Here is an 18134-nt window from a genome sequence, read left to right as displayed (position 1 = left end):
AAACAAAAAAAAGAAATGAAACGTACTTTTCAACCGCATAACAGACGCAGAAAGAGCGTTCACGGCTTCAGAAAGAGAATGGAAACTGCTAATGGCCGTAAGGTATTGGCTTCCCGTAGAGCAAAAGGTCGTAAGAAGCTGACTGTTTCTGACGAGCGTAAGCTGAAATGATTATAGTAGCTAAATACTATTTGCCATAAAAACTTATTCTTTTACAAAGGAAGAAAGGTTAAAAAGCAGAAAACTTATTGAAACGCTTTTTCGTGAAGGAAAAGCGTTTTCTGTTTTTCCCTACCGGGTTGTTTACATGCCGTTGAAAGAACCGGGTAAATACCCCGTGCAGGTAGGCTTTAGCGCCGCTACCCGCCGGTTTCCCCATGCGGTAGACCGTAACCGCATCAAACGCCTGGGCCGGGAGGCCTGGCGCCTCCAAAAGCAGGAACTCTACGACCATCTCCGGTCCGAATCAAGACAGATCGCCGTTTTCCTCATCTACACCGACAAAAAAATCGCCGGTTTTTCTACCCTGAAAGACAAAATTTCGGTAATTTTAAAGAAGCTGCAAACCAGTATTTAGCACTCAGTGGTTAGCTTTTAGCTGATTGCAGCAAACCCGGCATTCAACATGCTGTTAAATGCTCCGCTTATTTTTTACTGCTAAAAGCTGCTTATGAATCGTGTTGTGCGCTGGCTTAGTTTCCCTTTTATCTTCCTGATAAAAATTTATCAATGGTTTATCTCGCCCCTCCTGGGCAGTAAATGCCGTTATACCCCCACCTGTTCACAATACGGGCTGGAAGCATTTAAAAAATATGGCCCTTTCAAAGGTGGCTATCTCACCATAAAGCGTATCTTGTCGTGTCACCCCTGGGGTGGACACGGATATGATCCGGTGCCATAAATAATCACCACCGGTTGCCAACTAATATCTTTCATCTTATACACTCGTTGCATGCGTGCGTTTTTTAATAAAAGAAGGAAACTGACAGCAGTCCTGCTCCTGGTTATTACTACAGCAGGGATCTTCGCTTTCAATGAAAACGATAAATATTTCCAGATTGCCAAAAACCTGGACATATTCGCCGCTTTCTACCGGGAACTGAACACGTATTACGTAGATGACCTTCCTCCTGAAAAGGTGATGCGGAAAGGCATTGAAGCCATGCTGGAGGAAACCGATCCTTTTACTGATTTCGTTTCCGAAGAAAACCTGGACGATCTTAAATTCATGGCTACCGGCAAATATGGCGGGGTAGGCGCCTCTATTAATACCAGCGGCGAATGGACCGCCATCACCGATGTATATGAAGGCAGCCCGATGGACAGGGCCGGCGTAAAACCTGGCGATATCATCGTGAGCATGGATGGCAAGTCCAGTAAAAATGTAGCCCAGGAAGAAATCAGCAGGCAGCTTAAAGGCGCTGCCGGTACCCCGTTGGATATGGTGTTCCGCAACCCGGTAACCGGCGTGGAAACCCCGAAAAAAATCATCCGCGAAGAAATTAATGTAAAAGCGGTGAGCTATGCCGGCATCCTGAAAAATGATATCGGCTATATCAAAATGACCCAGTTCACAGAGAACAGCGGCGCCATGGTACGCACGGCGGTACAACAACTGAAACAAACCAACCCCGCGCTGAAAGGATTGATCCTCGACCTTCGCGGCAACCCCGGCGGATTATTGGATGAAGCCGTTGTAGTCGCCAACATCTTTGTAGATAAAAATAAACTCATCGTCAGCACCAAAGGAAAAGTAAAGAACTGGGACCGCAACTACGAAACATCCGAACAGCCGGTAGACCTGCATCTTCCGTTAACCGTGCTCACCAACCACTCCTCCGCTTCTGCTGCCGAAATAGTGGCCGGCAGCATACAGGACCTCGACCGCGGCCTGGTGATAGGACAACGCTCCTACGGCAAAGGCCTGGTGCAAACCACCCGCCAGCTGCCTTACAACACCAAACTGAAAGTAACTACCGCTAAATATTATACGCCAAGTGGCCGCTGTATCCAGGCCATCGACTACTCACACCGTAATGATGATGGCAGCGTGGATTATGTACCGGATTCCCTGCGTAAATCATTTACCACCACAGGCGGCCGTGCCGTAAAAGACGGCGGCGGCATTGAACCGGATGCAAAGGTAGATCCCACCTATATCAGCCAGGTGGCCATTACCCTCATCCGTAAACAATTTATTTTCGACTACGCCACCAACTATTACTATGGCCATCCTAAAATAGCCGCTGCAGGCTCTTTTGCACTGTCTGAAAGCGACTTTGAAGATTTTGAACGCTATCTTGATAACAAAGATTACAGCTACAAAACGCGCAGTGAAGAAGCCCTGGATTCTTTCAAAAGCACCGCAAGAAAAGAAAAGTATTATGATGCTATCGCTAAAGAACTGGAAACGCTTGAAACGAAAATGAAACACGATAAAAAGCAGGATCTGCTGAAAAATAAAACAGAAATAAAACGGTTACTGGAAGAAGAAATCGTGAACCGTTATTATTTGCAGAGAGGCCGTATTATCAGGTCGCTCGAGTGGGATAATGATGTAAATGCCGCCATCGATTTATTACATAGTCCGTCAAAATATAAGCAGTTGCTTACCGCAGCGAAGTAACCGCTTTTAGCCCTGGTAATAATGAAGCCTGCAAATAAGCCCGGTTGTCACCGGAGTTTGTTTGCAGGCTTCATTATTCCTCCTTTTCCAATTCTCATATAAATTATGAATTCCGGGAGAATAATTATATTTTGAGAGTCCAGTGAATAATAAACTTATATCATTTCTCAATCTAAAAGGGTTATCATGCCAGTAAATTCCAATGAAGACTCTCGCCGGAGTTTCATCAGTAAATTTGCCAAAGGAGTAGTAGGAGCATCGCTGCTGCCAAGTATCCTGACCGCAGCTGATAAGCAAAGAAACATTCAGTCACTTTCCCGCCTGAAAGAAAAATACAGTGCAAACGACCAGATACAGATAGCGCTGATAGGCGCGGGTGGTATGGGAACAGCAGATGCCAATACGGCAATCACCGTGCCCGGTGTAAAGCTGATAGCCGCCTGTGATTTGTATGATGGCCGTTTGGCAGATGCAAAAAAGAAATGGGGAAATGATATTTACACTACCCGCAGTTACCAGGAAATCCTGGAGAGAAAAGACATTGATGCCGTGATCATCGCTGTGCCGGATTTCTGGCATAAAGATATTTCCGTGGCAGCCATGAATAAAGGCAAATCCGTGTATTGCGAAAAACCAATGGTACATGATATCAGCGAAGGACCCGCAGTAGTGGAAGCCCAGCAACGCAACGGAAAAGTAGTATACCAGGTAGGTAGCCAGGGTATGAGTTCCCTGGGTAATGAAAAAGCCAGGCAGCTCCTGAAAGATGGCGCTATCGGTAAGCTTAATTATGCCGAAGGCTTCTGGGCTCGTATGTCGCCCACCGGCGCATGGCAATATCCTATTCCTGCGGATGCCTCCACTAAAACAGTAGATTGGACCACTTACCTCAAAAACGCGCCTAAGCGCGATTTTGACCCATTGCGTTTCTTCCGCTGGCGTAATTATAAAGATTATGGCACCGGCGTTTCCGGCGACCTGTTCGTTCACCTGTTTTCCAGTCTGCACCTGGTAACCGGTTCACTCGGTCCCAATAAAGTAATGGCCACCGGCGGATTACGTTACTGGAAAGACGGCAGGGAAGTACCCGATATTATGCTGGGAATGTTTGATTATCCGGAAACGGAAATACACCCTGCGTTTAATCTGTCGCTCCGCGTAAACTTCGTGGATGGTACCGGTGGCACCAACTACCTGCGCATGGTGGGCAGTGAAGGCTCCATGACGGTAGAATGGGATAAGGTAACGCTGTTCCGCAATAATGTACAGGTGGATGAAAACGATCCGCTGGCTGCTGCCAATGCGGCTGCATCCAACAACGGAAAATCGTATGCCTATCACCGTGCGAACATGCTGGATCCTGAAAAGATGATCTATGAGGCAGAGAAAGGATACAAAGGAGCGCACTTCGATCACTTCTACAACCTGTTTAACGCCATGCGGACCAACGGTAAAGTAGCGGAAGATCCTACATTCGGTTTCCGTGCAGCTGCACCGGCGCTCTTGTGCAACGAAAGCTATTTCGATAATAAGATCATCCACTGGGATCCTAAGAATCTGAAAGTAGTGAACAAGTAATTAAACACGTGTACATATGAAGCACCTTTTGGTTCCTGCCTTGTCCGTGATAACTATTGTGGCGGCGTCTTGCGGAGGTAATACCGTAAATAACGAGAACAAGAATGCCATTGCGGTGGCGGATTCTCTTGTAAGCACTGCGCTTGCAGATTCTACGGGAGCTGTATTAAGTGAAGCAGAAAAGGCAGCAGGCTGGCAACTGTTATTTAACGGCCATACGCTGGAAGGCTGGCGGACTTACAAAAATAAACCGGCAGACTCCTGGGTGGCGGAGAAAGGGATTCTGCATTGCCTGGGTAATAAAACAGACAAGTCTGATAAACGGGGTAACCTGATCACCGATAAGCAGTTTGAGAATTTTGAGTTGACGGCCGACTGGAAGCTGTCGCCGCAAGGCAACAGCGGCATCATGTATATGGTATCGGAAGAATTTGAGACCCCTCAGTTGAGTGGGCCGGAATATCAGATCATTGATGATAAAAATTTCCCGGAGAAGCTGGAGCCCTGGCAGAAAACAGGCGCCAATTATGCCATGAATCCTCCTTTGGCAGATGCTGCGAATCCCATCGGCGAATGGAACACTACCAAGATCATTGTAAACAAGGGTCATGTAGAGCATTGGCTGAATGGAAAGAAAACGGCCGATTACGAACTGTGGACGCCTGAATGGAAGAAGCACAAGGAGGAAGGCAAATGGAAGGATGCCAAAGGCTACGGGATGTCTAAAAAAGGCCATATCGCATTGCAGGACCATGGCAGCGAAATATGGTTCAAAAATTTAAAGATCAGGGAACTATAAACAATTGGTCAAGCATATAAAAATCCCGTCAAGGTTTACCTGACGGGATTTTTTTATACAGTTCCATGAACTGGTGATAGCTTATACAGCTGCTTCGTAGCGTTTGCTGATGGCGTTCCAGTCTACCACATTCCAGAATGCTTTCAGGTATTCCGGACGGCGGTTCTGGTATTTCAGGTAGTAAGCATGTTCCCATACGTCTACACCGAGGATAGGAGTGCCTTTTACTTCAGCAACATCCATCAGTGGATTATCCTGGTTAGGTGTGGAAGAAACTTCCAGTTTACCATCTTTTACGGTTAACCATGCCCAACCGGAGCCGAAGCGGGTAGCGCCGGCAGTGTTGAATTTTTCCTGGAAGGCTTCAAAAGAACCAAAAGTGCTGTTGATAGCATCTGCCAGTTTACCGGTTGGAGCGCCGCCGGCATTGGGTGCCAGGCTGGTCCAGAAGAAACTGTGATTCCAGTGACCACCGCCATTGTTTCTTACAGCCGGGCTGATTTTACCGGCATTAGCTACCAGTTCTTCCAGCGATTTGTTCTCGTTTTCTGTGCCTGCTACTGCTTTGTTCAGATTGTCTACATAAGCCTGGTGGTGCTTACCATGATGAATTTCCATTGTCAGTTTATCGAAATTCGGCTCTAACGCGTCTGGTGCGTAGGGTAAGCTCGGAAGTGTAAATGCCATAACTCAAAGTTTTATGGGTTTTAAAATATGATTTCTTGATAGTCGCCAAATTTACTGCCAATCCGTTAAAATTTAGACATTTAATTATTAAGTTAATGAGATAACCGGTTTAGTGATCAACGGGCAACCTTGTTAATTAGGTGAAATCAATCAGCGCCCGGGCTTGATCATATGGAAAATTATTTTATATTTACGGATACTCGGTTTAACAGAACGTAACGTCAGGCATATTTTTCAGGTGCGCCTGGCAGTTGTTTACCTATTGTTTGTTTAAAACTTATAGTATGCAGACAGGCTCGGACTCGGGGCTACATTTTTCCCTCAATGCCTTACAGAAGGAAAATGAGCATTTAAAAAATCGTATCCATTGGTTGGAAAGCGTTTTACATCATGTACCCGCCATGATTTACAGTTATGATAACAATAATAAAAGTGTGACGTGGTGCAATGACCGTCTCGCGGAAACCGTTGGTTTTTCTGCTGATGAGATGACGGGTATGGGCATTGAATTTTTCCGGCACATCATGCATCCCGACGACTTTAAGCTGGCTGCAGTAGCACAGCAATCGTTTATTAATAACAAAGCACAATTTGGGGGACTGGCCCGCATCCGCAAAAAAGGAGAAATTGATTACCGGTGGTTGCTTGGGCTGGAAGTGCCGTTTACGCACGATAAAAACGGAAGGGTGGTGGAAATCATCTGTGCCTTCCTGGATCTTACCAATGCTGTTGATACCAATGCCCAACTGTCTGAAGCGCTGGCTGCTATTATGCGCCGGCAAAATGAAACCCTTTTCAACAAACTGACCCCACGGGAGAAAGATGTGTTGGGGATGGCCGTAAAAGGACTGAACAACAAGGAAATAGCCCAATCGTTGAACCTTAGCCGTTATACAGTAGAAACCCACCGGAAAAATATCCGGCTGAAACTGAAAGTACGTAACACCTCAGAATTGGTGGCCATTGCCCGTAAGATAGGATTTGAATAAAAATACCCAACATTGGGTATTTGCTCGTTTTTCAAACTCGACTAATTTAGTGGATTAAATATTTACGTGTGTTTTTTAAACATCCGGGATGATTACTATCTGAAACACCCCTATAACTACTATGATAACCGAGGAAAGAGCATTTGACATCTTACAACTGGAGGAATCTGCAACCGCAGAAGAAATTGTGGCCCGCTACGAAATCCTTAAAGATCAATACAGAAGGATAAAAGATGAAACCGAGGACCTGAGAACACGGTTGGCGTACCAGTTGAAACAAATAGAGCTGGACGACGTATTTATATATTTCAGAAGAAAACAAAGAATATAGAGACTGCGACTAATCGCAGTTTTCGTCCACATCTGCCGTTGGCTTTAATTCATTATATTTACCAGCCTAAACCCTACCTAAACAATCATTCTATGAATGTTATCTTGATCGTTTTGATAGTACTGGCTTTAGTCGTCATACTATCATCGTTTGTAACGGTGCAGCAGGGAAACATTGCTGTTACCACTATATTCGGGAAATACAACCGGGTACTTTTTCCCGGGCTGAACTGGAAAATACCCATCATTGAAAAGGTATTTAAAAGGGTATCCATCCAGAACAGGTCTGTGGAACTGGAATTCCAGGCTATCACCATTGACCAGGCGAATGTGTACTTTAAAGCCATGCTGCTGTATGCCGTATGGAACCAGGAAGAAGAAACGCTGAAGAACGTGGCGTTCAAATTTATGGATGAAAGAAGCTTCATGCAGGCGTTGGTGCGCACCATTGAAGGCTCTATCCGTGGATTTGTAGCTACTAAAAGACAGGCGGAGGTATTAGGTCTGCGTAAAGATATTACGGAACACGTAAAAGAACAGATCGACAAAACCCTGGAAGAATGGGGCTTCCACCTGTTGGATCTGCAGATGAATGATATCACTTTTGATGAGGTGATCATGAAGTCGATGGCGCAGGTAGTAGCTTCCAATAACCTGAAAGCGGCTGCTGAAAATGAAGGTCAGGCATTACTGATCACTAAAACCAAAGCGGCGGAAGCAGATGGTAACGCTATTAAAATTGCAGCAGAAGCTGAACGCCAGGCTGCCCAGCTGCGTGGTATGGGTGTGGCCCTGTTCCGTGAAGAAGTAGCCAAGGGTATGAGTATGGCCGCCAAAGAAATGCAGCAGGCCAACCTGGATACCTCTGTGATCCTCTTCTCCATGTGGACCGAAGCCATTAAACACTTTGCTGAAAACTCAAAAGGAAACGTCATCTTCCTGGATGGTTCTTCCGAAGGGATGGATCATACCATGAAGCAAATGATGGGTATGAATAAGCTGATGGATTCCACCAAAAAATAATTATCTCCTTTGTTCAAAGAAGGTTTTCATCAGCTGTAAACTTTCTTCGCTGCACGGGCCGGCCTCCAGTTTTGTTTTGGGATGAAACGGGGACCGGTCACCGGTGGCTCTCCGGTAGCTGTTCTTGTCATCTGCCGCTGCATAAACAATCCTGCCTATCTTACTCCAATACAGTGCTCCCGCACACATCAGGCACGGTTCTACGGTTACATATAGTGTAGCTTCCATCAGGTATTTACTGCCGAGCGTATTGAATGCAGCTGTTAACGCAATCATTTCTGCGTGCGCGGTACAGTCGTTCAATCTTTCTACATGATTATAGCCACGGCCAATAATGCGGTTGTTTAATACCACTACGGCGCCAATAGGCACTTCTCCGTCTTCAAAGGCCTTGCGTGCTTCCTGCATCGCCTGCCGCATAAAATGTTCGTCTGTCATAACCGCTGTTGGTATTCAGCCTTTAATTGCAAGCAATCAAAGGCTGATAATTATTTGTTGATCATTGCCAGGAATTCATCTTCCGACAGGATCTTAATCGTATTAATTTTCTTGGCCTTTTCCAGTTTGCTGCCGGCATCATCGCCTACTACAAGGTAGTTGAGTTTGCTGCTCACGCCGCTCACTATTTTACCGCCTTCCTGTTCTACCATTTCCTCTGCCTCTGTGCGTTTCAGCTTATGAAGGGTGCCGGTAAACAAAAACGTTTGTCCGTTGAGGTGACCCGGCGCATGCGCTTCCTTTTTCGTATTGGTCATGCTGATACCCAGTGCTGCCAGCTTGTTCAGCATTTCGATGTTATCGTTGTTGGCGAAGAACAACCGGATGGAGCCTGCTACTTTAGGACCGATATCTTCCAGCGCCAGGATCTGTTCTTCTGTCCAGTTTTGCAGGTCCATGATATGGTTCACTGCATTGGCCAGTGTTTTGGCGGTAGTTTCACCAACGTACCGGATGCCGAGCCCGAATATCAGGCGGTGCAGCGGCTGCGTTTTGGATTGCTCAATAGCGGATTGGAGGTTGGTCAGTGATTTTTTACCAAAGCCTTCCAGCGCGCCTATCTTCTCAAAATCCAATTCATAAATACCGGGTATATCTTTCAGGAGTCCTAATAAAAAGAATTTGCGCACATTACTTTCGCCAAAGCTTTTAATATCCATGGCATCTTTGCTCACGAAGTGGATCATTCTTTCTACCACCTGTGCTTCGCAGTTGATATTGGTGCAGCGCCAAACGGCTTCGCCTTCCGGCTTTACGAGTTTATCATGACATACGGGGCAGCGGGTAGGGAAAACGATTTCCTGTTCGCTGCCATCGCGCAGGTCCGCTACGGATTTCACGATGTAAGGAATTACATCTCCGGCTCTTTCTACCAGCACGGTATCCCCGAGTTTGAGATCTTTCTCTTTAATTACTTCCTCATTGAAAAGGGAAATGGATCCCACGGTTACCCCACCAATGGGTACGGGGTCAATCTTTGCCACGGGCGTGACAGAGCCGGTACGGCCCACCTGGAACTCCACGCTGCGGAGCTTACTGGTGGCCTGCCGTGCTTTAAATTTATAGGCGATGGCCCAGCGTGGGTGATGGGTGGTCATACCCAGCCTGTCCTGCAGGTCATAGTCGTTTACTTTGATTACCATGCCATCTATTTCATAAGGCAGGTTGTCCCGTTCGGTTTCAAATTTCAACACGTAGTCGATAACACCCTGTATGCCTTTTATTACTTTCTTTTCTTTGGCAGGACTGCGGAAACCGAGAGTAGATAACAATTCCAGCGTGCCGCTATGCGTTTTGAGCGCATCCGGTTCTGTTTTTCCTGTATTCATGTTATGATAGCTCATGTGATACAGGAAGGCTTCCAGTCCGCGTTTGGCTACTTCACTGGGATCTACCATCCGCAGTGAGCCGGAGGCCGCATTGCGCGGGTTGGCCAGCGGGGGCAGGTTGTCGGCAATACGTTTATCGTTAAAGGCTTTGAAGGTGTTTTTATTAATGAGTACTTCCCCGCGTATTTCTATCTGGTGAATGCCATATTCTGAGAAGGAGGCAGACAACGGGATAGAGCGGATCTGTTTGATATTGGTGGTGATGTCTTCTCCTGCTACGCCATCGCCACGGGTGGCGCCACGAGTCAGCCGGTCGTCTTCATAAATGAGTGAAATGCTGGCGCCGTCGAACTTGGGTTCAACGCAATATTCAATTTCGGTAAGGCGGGCGCTTTCGCGTGCTTTACGGTCCCAGTCCAGCAGGTCGTCTGCATTGTAGGAGTTTTCCAGGCTGAGCATGGGTACCAGGTGAGGTACCGTAATAAATTCTTTAGTGAGGCCCTGTGCTACCCGCTGGGTGGGGGAGTCGGATGTAACGAGGTCAGGATTTTCCAGTTCGAGTTTTTTCAGCCAGGCATACAACTGGTCGTATTCATAGTCGCTGATCACGGGTTCACTTTCCACGTAGTAACGCCAGTCGTTATAACTGATTACACGGCGAAGGGCATCCAGGGTTTCATCAATGGATTGCAGCAGTTGTTCCTGCTTTAAATGGCTGAGCAGTTGTTTGGCCAGCTGCGTCAGGGTTATTTCTATCTCCTTTGTGTACATAATTGATATAACTGAGCCGTAAATTTAAACTTATCTTTCAGGTTAGAGATATCTGTTGAAAAAAATCCGGGCACTTTTGTTTTAAATGTGATATTTTTTTCTTTCATTTGGATATAGTTCCGCGTGTTATTGATAAACTGAGTTTTACTGTAATTCCACGTCTTTATGATGTCTATGTACACCAAGAACATCAACACGCACCTTGTTGAAATAAAGGATTATTTCAAGGTAGCCATTTCTGTCGACTGCGTCATTTTCGGGTTCAACAACGACGAGTTGAAGGTACTGTTGATAGAATCGGATCTCAAAGAGTTTAAGGGTAAGTGGTCGTTGCTGGGCGATATTGTACGGCCGGAGGAAGAGCTGGATGAAGCAGCTTACCGGGTGCTGAAGGCGCGCACCGGGCTGGATAACGTATACATGGAGCAGGTACAAACCTTTGGGGCGGTGGAGCGTCATCCCGCAGGCAGGGTGATTACCGTGGCCTACTATTCACTGGTGAATATTGAGCATGTGGAATTGAAGATGAGTAATAACGAATTGCATTGGCACAGTGTAAAGGAACTGCGTGAAATGGCCTTTGATCATAAGCAGATCCTGGATACCTGCCATGAGCGGCTGAAACAGCAGGTGCTGGTGCAGCCTATCGGCTTTAACCTGTTGCCACGTAAGTTTTCTCTCCGCGAATTGCAGAACCTGTACGAGGCTATCCTGGATATGGAACTCGACCGCCGTAATTTCAGAAAGAAGTTTTTGTCGATGGATTTGTTGATGGATTTGAATGAAGAAGAGGAAGATGTACCTCATCGTCCGGCAAAGCTCTATAAATTCAATTTCGACAAATATGACCAAAGAAAGAAGCGTTATCTTGGAATAGGCTTCTAATGGCGACGGTCTGATATTTTTTTCTCCTTCACTTTTGCATTCTCTTGTATTCCTGTTAATTTGAATGAGGTTGAAATCCTTTGTCACGAAGGATTTGCGATGGCCTGTGTCTGTCAAAAAACAGCCAGGTTAATTTTCTATCTAAATAGAAAAAAAAGTTGGTTTTTAACAAAACTTTAAGTAAGATTGTGTAAGATATACACATCTTAGAAGCAAACAATAGTCGTTATAAAACCAAAATTTAACTTGTTCGCCAAAAGCAATTTTTCGTTTGTTTATTTCCGTATGTAGAAATTCCATTTAATAAGTTTGAAAAGCTATAAATCATTTATCATTCGTTTGATTTTATAGTTCCACGTTATGAAACAAAAGACCGCTAAGCACTAATGCCTTGTGTCTTACTTTATGCTTTCCCTTGTACAGGTAATGTACAGGGGAAAGTTGTTTTAGGGAAATACTAACCCGATCGGGGATCAGTTAAATATTTTGCAATAAGATCCGGTAGCTGTTCAATCAATTCTAATTCTGGGTAAACCCGCGCTATACCGGCAGTTCAGCTGCTTTTTCCGTAACTTGCATTCTTCGTGGATTTCATGCAGGAAGCATGAAACCCTGGTCAAAAATCCGGTAATTGATATGTCTTATACACCACAACATAAGGTTCGCATTGTAACAGCGGCAGCTTTATTCGACGGGCATGATGCGGCCATTAATATTATGCGGCGCATTATGCAGGCAAAGGGAGCCGAGGTCATTCACCTGGGGCATAACCGTTCTGCAGCTGAAATTGTAGACTGTGCCATCCAGGAAGACGCACAGGGAATCGCCGTCACCTCCTACCAGGGAGGCCACGTGGAATTTTTTAAATACATGTACGACCTGCTCCAGGAAAAAGGTTGCGGTCATATCAAGATCTTTGGCGGCGGCGGTGGTACCATTCTCCCGGTAGAAATAGCAGAACTGCATGCCTATGGCATTGCACGCCTTTATTCACCGGACGATGGCCGGCAAATGGGACTGGAAGGTATGATTGAAGATCTGATCAGTCAGTGCGATACGGCCATCAAGCCATTAACTGCCGGCGCCGGTGTGGAGGATATCCCGCAGCTGCAGGCAGACAAAAATCCTAAGATCATTGCCCGGGCTATCAGCCTGGCAGAAAACGATATGCCGGTGGCTATGCTCACCGGGCAAAAAACAAGAACCGCTGTTACTGTAGATGAAACTGCCGGTACACACATCACCCACACCGCCGCAGATCCGGAAAAATCTCCTGTACTCGGTATCACCGGAACAGGCGGCGCCGGTAAAAGCAGCGTAACAGATGAACTGGTGCGCCGCTATCTCAATCATACTACCGATAAAACGGTGGCTGTAATTTCCGTAGACCCTTCCAAGAAGAAGACCGGCGGCGCATTGCTGGGCGACAGGATCCGGATGAATGCCATCCACCATCCACGTGCCTATATGCGTTCGCTGGCAACCCGTGAAAGCGATAAAGCCATCAGTGAACATATCCAGGAAGCCATCGATGTCTGCAAACTGGCAGCCTACGATTTCATTATCCTGGAAACATCCGGTATTGGGCAGAGCGATACGGCTATCACCGATTACTGCGATGTATCGCTGTATGTGATGACACCGGAGTATGGCGCCGCTTCCCAGCTGGAGAAGATCAACATGCTGGACTATGCCGACGTGATTGCCATCAACAAATTTGATAAGGCCGGCGCACTGGATGCCCTGCACGATGTGCGTAAACAATATAAGCGTAACCATAACCTCTGGAACGCCAAGGAAGAAGAATTGCCGGTAGTAGGCTCTATTGCTTCCCAGTTCAACGATGCAGGCATCAACCTGCTGTTTGAAAAAGTAATGGAAAAAGTGGAAGAGAAAACCGGGGCCAGCTTCGGCCCTATGGCGCATGAAAGCATTAAATCCACTTCTACCAAATCACAGATCATTCCCCCGGCCAGGGTACGTTACCTGGCAGAGATCTCCGAAGCCATCGGCGACTACAGCAAATGGGTGGATGAACAATGTACACTCGCTACACAACTATACCAGGTACAAGGTGTGATGGCGCTGCAGCCGGCATCTGCCGCTGCACTGGCCGACGTTAAAGCCCACCTGGAAAAATCATTACATCCCGAGTGTAAAAAACTCGTGGAGGAATGGCCTGCACTGGTAGAAAAATATACTGCCGATTTTTACGAATTCCAGGTAAGGGACAAAGTGATCAAACTGCCGCTGTACAGCGAAAGTCTCAGCCACAGCCGTATTCCGAAGGTGTCGCTGCCTAAATATAAAGACTGGGGCGATATTCTCCGCTGGCAGCTCACCGAAAACCTGCCTGGTGAATTTCCATACGCCGCAGGCGTGTTCCCGTTGAAACGCGAAGGAGAAGATCCTACGCGCATGTTTGCGGGGGAAGGCGGCCCGGAAAGAACGAATAAACGTTTCCATTACGTATCACTCGACCAGCCGGCAAAGCGGCTGTCTACGGCGTTCGACAGCGTTACCCTTTACGGTGAAGATCCGGCAGTACGCCCCGATATTTACGGTAAAGTGGGTAACTCCGGTGTGAGCATCGCCACGGTAGACGACGCCAAAAAATTATACAGCGGATTCGATCTCTGCGATCCGAAAACGTCGGTGTCCATGACCATCAACGGCCCGGCGCCCATACTGCTGGCGTTTTTCATGAATGCCGCCATTGATCAGCAATGTGAAAAATATATCAAGGAGCAGGGGCTTACAGAAAAAGTAAAGGCCCTCATCAAAACTAAATTCAAAGATCATCCGCTGCCGCATTACAGCGGCGACCTGCCCGCAGGTAACGATGGTTTGGGTTTGCAGCTGTTGGGAATTTCGGGAGAAGAGGTACTGGATAAAGATGTGTATGAAAAGATCAAAGCGCATGCCCTCAGCACTGTTCGTGGCACCGTGCAGGCAGATATTCTGAAGGAAGACCAGGCACAGAACACCTGTATCTTCTCTACAGAATTTGCATTAAAACTGATGGGCGATGTACAGGAATATTTTATTACTCAAAAAGTACGCAACTTCTATTCCGTCAGCATTTCCGGCTACCACATTGCAGAAGCCGGCGCCAATCCTATCACCCAGCTGGCGTTTACCCTGGCCAATGGTTTTACCTACGTGGAATATTACCTGAGCCGTGGCATGAACATCGATGACTTCGCGCCCAATCTGTCGTTCTTCTTCAGCAACGGGATGGATCCTGAGTATGCGGTGATTGGTCGCGTGGCCCGCCGTATCTGGGCTAAGGCCATCAAGTATAAATACAAAGGAAACGACCGCTCCCAGAAACTGAAGTATCACATTCAAACTTCCGGTCGCAGTTTACACGCACAGGAAATTGATTTTAACGATATCCGTACCACCTTGCAGGCGCTGTACGCCATCTATGATAACTGTAATTCCCTGCATACCAACGCCTATGATGAAGCCATCACCACACCTACAGAAGAAAGTGTAAGAAGGGCAATGGCTATACAGCTCATCATTAACCGTGAACTGGGTACCGCTAAAAACGAAAACCCGGTACAGGGAGCGTTTTTTATTGAGGAACTTACCGACCTGGTGGAAGAAGCCGTGCTAACGGAATTCAACCGCATCACCGAACGTGGCGGCGTATTAGGCGCCATGGAAAGAATGTACCAGCGCAATAAAATACAGGAAGAAAGCCTGTACTATGAATCGCTGAAGCATACCGGCGAATTCCCGATCGTGGGCGTAAATACCTTCCTGAATAAAAACGGCTCACCTACCATTATCCCAGCAGAAGTGATCCGCTCTACAACAGAAGAAAAGGAATTCCAGATCCATACCCTCGAAGCTTTCCAGCAAAGGCACCAGCATAAAAGCGCTGCTGCACTTAAGCAATTGCAGCAGGTCGCGGTCAGCAATGGCAACCTCTTTGCGGAGCTGATGGAAACAGTGAAGCATTGCTCATTAGGGCAAATCACGCATGCACTGTATGAAGTAGGAGGGCAGTACAGGAGAAATATGTAATCTTAATACTATTATAAAAAGCCTGTATCAGATTTTGATGCGGGCTTTTTTATGCCGCTTTGTATTATATTAGTATTACCTTTTTGATGGCCGTTATCAGCCGGGCATGTCTATCCTATTTTTACAGCTTCACTTATCGGAACTACTATGAAGAAAATACTCTTGGGTTTGGTTTTATTGAGCGCTTTGCAGGCAAATGCCCAAACGGCAGATACCATGGCAAAGCGGGTGTTGCTGTCCAATGGTTGGGCCTTAACGCCAGTGGGGCATTCGTTGCCGCTCGGAGATTTACCCCTGAATATGGTAGTATCGCCGTCAGAGAAACTGATAGCGGTTACCAACAACGGGCAGAGCAAACAAACCATACAGCTGATAGACGCCAGGAAAGAGATGATACTTGATGAAATGAGCATTCCCAAAGCCTGGCTGGGTCTTGCATTCAGCAGGGACGAAAAGAAACTGTATGCTTCCGGCGCCAATGACAACGTGATATGGCAATATGCTATCAATAATAATAAATTACAGGTAACAGATAGCATCCGCCTGGGATTGTCGTGGCCCAAAGAGAAAATTTGTCCTACCGGGATGACCATTGATTACTCACGTAACCGGTTATACGTAGCTACCAAGGAAGACAACAGTTTATATAGTATCGACCTGCTTACCAATAAGGTGGTGAGTAAAGTGGCATTGGGTGCGGAAGCATATACTGTTGTCTTATCTAAAAACAGGAACCTGTTATACATCTCTCTCTGGGGAGGCGATGCGGTGGCGGTATTTGATATTGCCACCAACAAGATTATAAATACCATCAAAACGGGTAGTCATCCTAATGAAATGATATTGTCGGCCAACGGGAAATATTTGTACGTGGCCAATGCCAATGATAATTCGGTATCGGTGATCAGTACTGCTGGTCAACGGGTGATTGAATCGCTGCAAACGGCCCTGTACCCGGATGCCCCGGCCGGATCCACCACTAATGGCCTGGCGCTGTCTGCCAATAACAACACACTTTATATTGCCAACGCCGATAATAACTGCCTGGCTGTTTTTGATGTGGAAACACCAGGTAAGAGCAGGTCGGAGGGATTTATCCCGGTAGGATGGTATCCTACTTGTGTAAGAAGGATCGGCAAAAGAATATTTGTAGCCAATGGCAAGGGATTTACGTCGATGGCTAATCCCGAAGGACCCAATCCCGTGAGCAGGAAAGATGAAAGCGGATCGCACCTGGCTAATACCCGTAAAGACAAGCCCGTACAGTATATTGCCGGTTTGTTTAAAGGTACGCTATCAGTGTTCAATGAACCGGGCGAAGCACTGCTGGGCCGCTGGTCCAAACAGGTATATGAAAATACGCCTTACACAAAAGAGAAAGAGCAGCATGCCGCCGGAGAAGCGGGGAATCCGATCCCACGTGCCGCCGGACAATCATCTCCCATTAAGTATGTGTTCTATATTATCAAAGAGAACCGCACCTACGACCAGGTGTTAGGTGATATACGGCAGGGTAATGGCGACAGCAGTTTATGTATTTTCCCGGAGCGCATTACTCCTAATCAGCATCGTTTATCCAACGAGTTTGTATTACTGGATAATTTTTATGTAGATGCGGAAGTAAGTGCCGACGGGCATAACTGGAGCATGGCAGCTTATGCTACTGATTACGTGGAGAAGACATGGCCTACCAGTTATGGTGGTCGCGGTGGTAGCTACGACTATGAAGGCAGCCGTAAAGTGGCTTATCCGGAAAAAGGATTTATTTGGGATTATTGTCAGCGTGCCGGTGTGAGCTACCGCACCTACGGTGAGTTTGCCGGCAAGGGAAAGGCGGCGCTGAAATCGCTGGACAATCATTTCTGCAGCGATTATCCTTCTTTCGACCTTTCCATACAGGATATTGCGCGGCAGGAAATCTGGCAGCATGATTTCGATTCATTGCTGGCGATAGATGCGGTACCGCATTTTAACAGCATCCGTTTGGGGAATGATCATACCAGCGGCATGCGGAAGGGCGCCTATTCGCCGTATGCTTCCGTGGCCGACAACGATCTGGCGGTAGGCCGGCTGGTAGATTACATCTCCCACAGTAAGATATGGAAGGAGAGCGCCATTTTTATACTGGAAGATGATGCGCAGAATGGCCCGGATCATGTGGATGCCCACCGTTCACCGGCTTACGTGATCAGCCCTTACGTAAAACGGAATGCCGTAAATCATAACATGTATTCCACATCAGGTATGCTGCGTACCATGGAGCTGATCCTGGGTTTGCCGGCGATGAGCCAGTATGATGCTGCGGCCACTCCCATGTGGGAATTATTTTCCGCTACGCCTGATCTGCGGCCGTACACCGTATTGCCTGCAAATGTTGATATTAACGAAAGAAATACTGCCTGGAATGAAAGTGCCCGCCGGTCGGCCAGCTTCGACCTGGCGCAAGAAGACCGGGTGCCTGACCTGGAGCTGAATGAGGTGGTGTGGAAGGCTATTCATGGCGAACAGGCAGTGATGCCGGCGCCCAGGAGAAGCGCTTTTGTGAAGTTACAGGCTGCCGAAGAGGAGGACGATTGATAAAT

Annotated in this window: 15 protein-coding genes; 12 read left to right on the top strand and 3 right to left on the bottom strand. The window is 47.0% G+C overall.

Annotated features, from left to right (window positions below; genetic code table 11):
- The first annotated feature begins 15 nt into the window (after positions 1–15).
- The 6 genes from rpmH (at position 16) to AB6805_RS06220 (ending at position 5003) form a co-directional block, all read left to right on the top strand.
- The gene (rpmH, locus tag AB6805_RS06245; RefSeq protein WP_012788729.1) at positions 16–171 is read left to right on the top strand and encodes a 50S ribosomal protein L34; all 156 of its coding nucleotides are present in this window, start codon (positions 16–18) and stop codon (positions 169–171) included.
- A 13-nt stretch (positions 172–184) separates the two neighbouring features.
- Positions 185–577: a ribonuclease P protein component gene (locus AB6805_RS06240; protein ID WP_370909245.1), complete on the top strand. Its 393-nt coding sequence runs from the start codon at positions 185–187 to the stop codon at positions 575–577.
- A gap of 93 nt (positions 578–670) precedes the next feature.
- Positions 671–901 carry a membrane protein insertion efficiency factor YidD gene (gene yidD / locus AB6805_RS06235; RefSeq protein ID WP_079471177.1) on the top strand — a complete coding sequence of 77 codons (231 nt, stop codon included), beginning with the start codon at positions 671–673 and terminating at the stop codon, positions 899–901.
- Between the two features lie 51 nt (positions 902–952).
- Positions 953–2626, top strand: coding sequence for a S41 family peptidase (locus AB6805_RS06230; protein WP_370908587.1), 1674 nt, complete (start codon positions 953–955; stop codon positions 2624–2626).
- A 186-nt stretch (positions 2627–2812) separates the two neighbouring features.
- Positions 2813–4204, top strand: coding sequence for a Gfo/Idh/MocA family protein (locus AB6805_RS06225; RefSeq protein ID WP_370908586.1), 1392 nt, complete (start codon positions 2813–2815; stop codon positions 4202–4204).
- Between the two features lie 16 nt (positions 4205–4220).
- The gene (locus tag AB6805_RS06220) at positions 4221–5003 is read left to right on the top strand and encodes a DUF1080 domain-containing protein (protein WP_370908585.1); all 783 of its coding nucleotides are present in this window, start codon (positions 4221–4223) and stop codon (positions 5001–5003) included.
- A gap of 81 nt (positions 5004–5084) precedes the next feature.
- Here AB6805_RS06220 and AB6805_RS06215 read toward each other — a convergent pair whose 3' ends face one another.
- Positions 5085–5690 carry a superoxide dismutase gene (locus AB6805_RS06215; RefSeq protein WP_370908584.1) on the bottom strand — a complete coding sequence of 202 codons (606 nt, stop codon included), beginning with the start codon at positions 5688–5690 and terminating at the stop codon, positions 5085–5087.
- 284 nt (positions 5691–5974) lie between these two features.
- Between AB6805_RS06215 and AB6805_RS06210 the strand changes: the two genes are divergently transcribed.
- The 3 genes from AB6805_RS06210 to AB6805_RS06200 all read left to right on the top strand — a co-directional run bounded on the left by AB6805_RS06210 (position 5975) and on the right by AB6805_RS06200 (position 8032).
- Complete coding sequence (locus AB6805_RS06210) at positions 5975–6679, top strand: LuxR C-terminal-related transcriptional regulator (RefSeq protein WP_370908583.1); 705 nt, start codon at positions 5975–5977, stop codon at positions 6677–6679.
- Between the two features lie 121 nt (positions 6680–6800).
- Positions 6801–7010, top strand: coding sequence for a hypothetical protein (locus AB6805_RS06205; RefSeq protein ID WP_370908582.1), 210 nt, complete (start codon positions 6801–6803; stop codon positions 7008–7010).
- A gap of 92 nt (positions 7011–7102) precedes the next feature.
- Entirely contained in the window at positions 7103–8032 is a 930-nt protein-coding gene (locus AB6805_RS06200) for an SPFH domain-containing protein (protein ID WP_142684834.1), read from the top strand.
- Here AB6805_RS06200 and AB6805_RS06195 read toward each other — a convergent pair whose 3' ends face one another.
- Together AB6805_RS06195 and ligA are read right to left on the bottom strand one after the other, a co-directional pair.
- Complete coding sequence (locus AB6805_RS06195) at positions 8033–8470, bottom strand: nucleoside deaminase (RefSeq protein ID WP_079471170.1); 438 nt, start codon at positions 8468–8470, stop codon at positions 8033–8035. It abuts the gene before it with no gap.
- A gap of 50 nt (positions 8471–8520) precedes the next feature.
- Positions 8521–10629, bottom strand: a complete 2109-nt coding sequence (gene ligA / locus AB6805_RS06190; RefSeq protein ID WP_370908581.1) for an NAD-dependent DNA ligase LigA — start codon at positions 10627–10629, stop codon at positions 8521–8523.
- A gap of 165 nt (positions 10630–10794) precedes the next feature.
- On the opposite strand from ligA, the gene AB6805_RS06185 reads away from it, so the two are divergent.
- From AB6805_RS06185 to AB6805_RS06175, 3 genes are all read left to right on the top strand, one after another.
- The gene (locus AB6805_RS06185) at positions 10795–11514 is read left to right on the top strand and encodes an NUDIX domain-containing protein (protein WP_370908580.1); all 720 of its coding nucleotides are present in this window, start codon (positions 10795–10797) and stop codon (positions 11512–11514) included.
- A gap of 636 nt (positions 11515–12150) precedes the next feature.
- Positions 12151–15552 (top strand): methylmalonyl-CoA mutase family protein, encoded by a 3402-nt coding sequence (locus AB6805_RS06180; RefSeq protein WP_370908579.1) that lies wholly within the window; start codon positions 12151–12153, stop codon positions 15550–15552.
- A 147-nt stretch (positions 15553–15699) separates the two neighbouring features.
- The gene (locus AB6805_RS06175) at positions 15700–18129 is read left to right on the top strand and encodes a beta-propeller fold lactonase family protein (protein ID WP_370908578.1); all 2430 of its coding nucleotides are present in this window, start codon (positions 15700–15702) and stop codon (positions 18127–18129) included.
- Positions 18130–18134: the final 5 nt, after the last annotated feature.

The organism is Chitinophaga sp. RCC_12 (assembly GCF_041360695.1).
Taxonomy (GTDB): domain Bacteria; phylum Bacteroidota; class Bacteroidia; order Chitinophagales; family Chitinophagaceae; genus Chitinophaga.
Note: the sequence above shows the minus strand (reverse complement) of the source record. Positions and strands in the feature narration are given on the sequence as shown.

Bases quoted from the DNA above. Each gene is read 5' to 3' on its own strand.
- rpmH (WP_012788729.1), top strand. From the start codon at position 16: ATGAAACGTACTTTTCAACCGCATAACAGACGCAGAAAGAGCGTTCAC.
- yidD (WP_079471177.1), top strand. From the start codon at position 671: ATGAATCGTGTTGTGCGCTGGCTTAGTTTCCCTTTTATCTTCCTGATA.
- AB6805_RS06230 (WP_370908587.1), top strand. From the start codon at position 953: ATGCGTGCGTTTTTTAATAAAAGAAGGAAACTGACAGCAGTCCTGCTC.
- AB6805_RS06225 (WP_370908586.1), top strand. From the start codon at position 2,813: ATGCCAGTAAATTCCAATGAAGACTCTCGCCGGAGTTTCATCAGTAAA.
- AB6805_RS06220 (WP_370908585.1), top strand. From the start codon at position 4,221: ATGAAGCACCTTTTGGTTCCTGCCTTGTCCGTGATAACTATTGTGGCG.
- AB6805_RS06215 (WP_370908584.1), bottom strand. From the start codon at position 5,690: ATGGCATTTACACTTCCGAGCTTACCCTACGCACCAGACGCGTTAGAG.
- AB6805_RS06210 (WP_370908583.1), top strand. From the start codon at position 5,975: ATGCAGACAGGCTCGGACTCGGGGCTACATTTTTCCCTCAATGCCTTA.
- AB6805_RS06205 (WP_370908582.1), top strand. From the start codon at position 6,801: ATGATAACCGAGGAAAGAGCATTTGACATCTTACAACTGGAGGAATCT.
- AB6805_RS06200 (WP_142684834.1), top strand. From the start codon at position 7,103: ATGAATGTTATCTTGATCGTTTTGATAGTACTGGCTTTAGTCGTCATA.
- AB6805_RS06195 (WP_079471170.1), bottom strand. From the start codon at position 8,470: ATGACAGACGAACATTTTATGCGGCAGGCGATGCAGGAAGCACGCAAG.
- ligA (WP_370908581.1), bottom strand. From the start codon at position 10,629: ATGTACACAAAGGAGATAGAAATAACCCTGACGCAGCTGGCCAAACAA.
- AB6805_RS06185 (WP_370908580.1), top strand. From the start codon at position 10,795: ATGATGTCTATGTACACCAAGAACATCAACACGCACCTTGTTGAAATA.
- AB6805_RS06180 (WP_370908579.1), top strand. From the start codon at position 12,151: ATGTCTTATACACCACAACATAAGGTTCGCATTGTAACAGCGGCAGCT.
- AB6805_RS06175 (WP_370908578.1), top strand. From the start codon at position 15,700: ATGAAGAAAATACTCTTGGGTTTGGTTTTATTGAGCGCTTTGCAGGCA.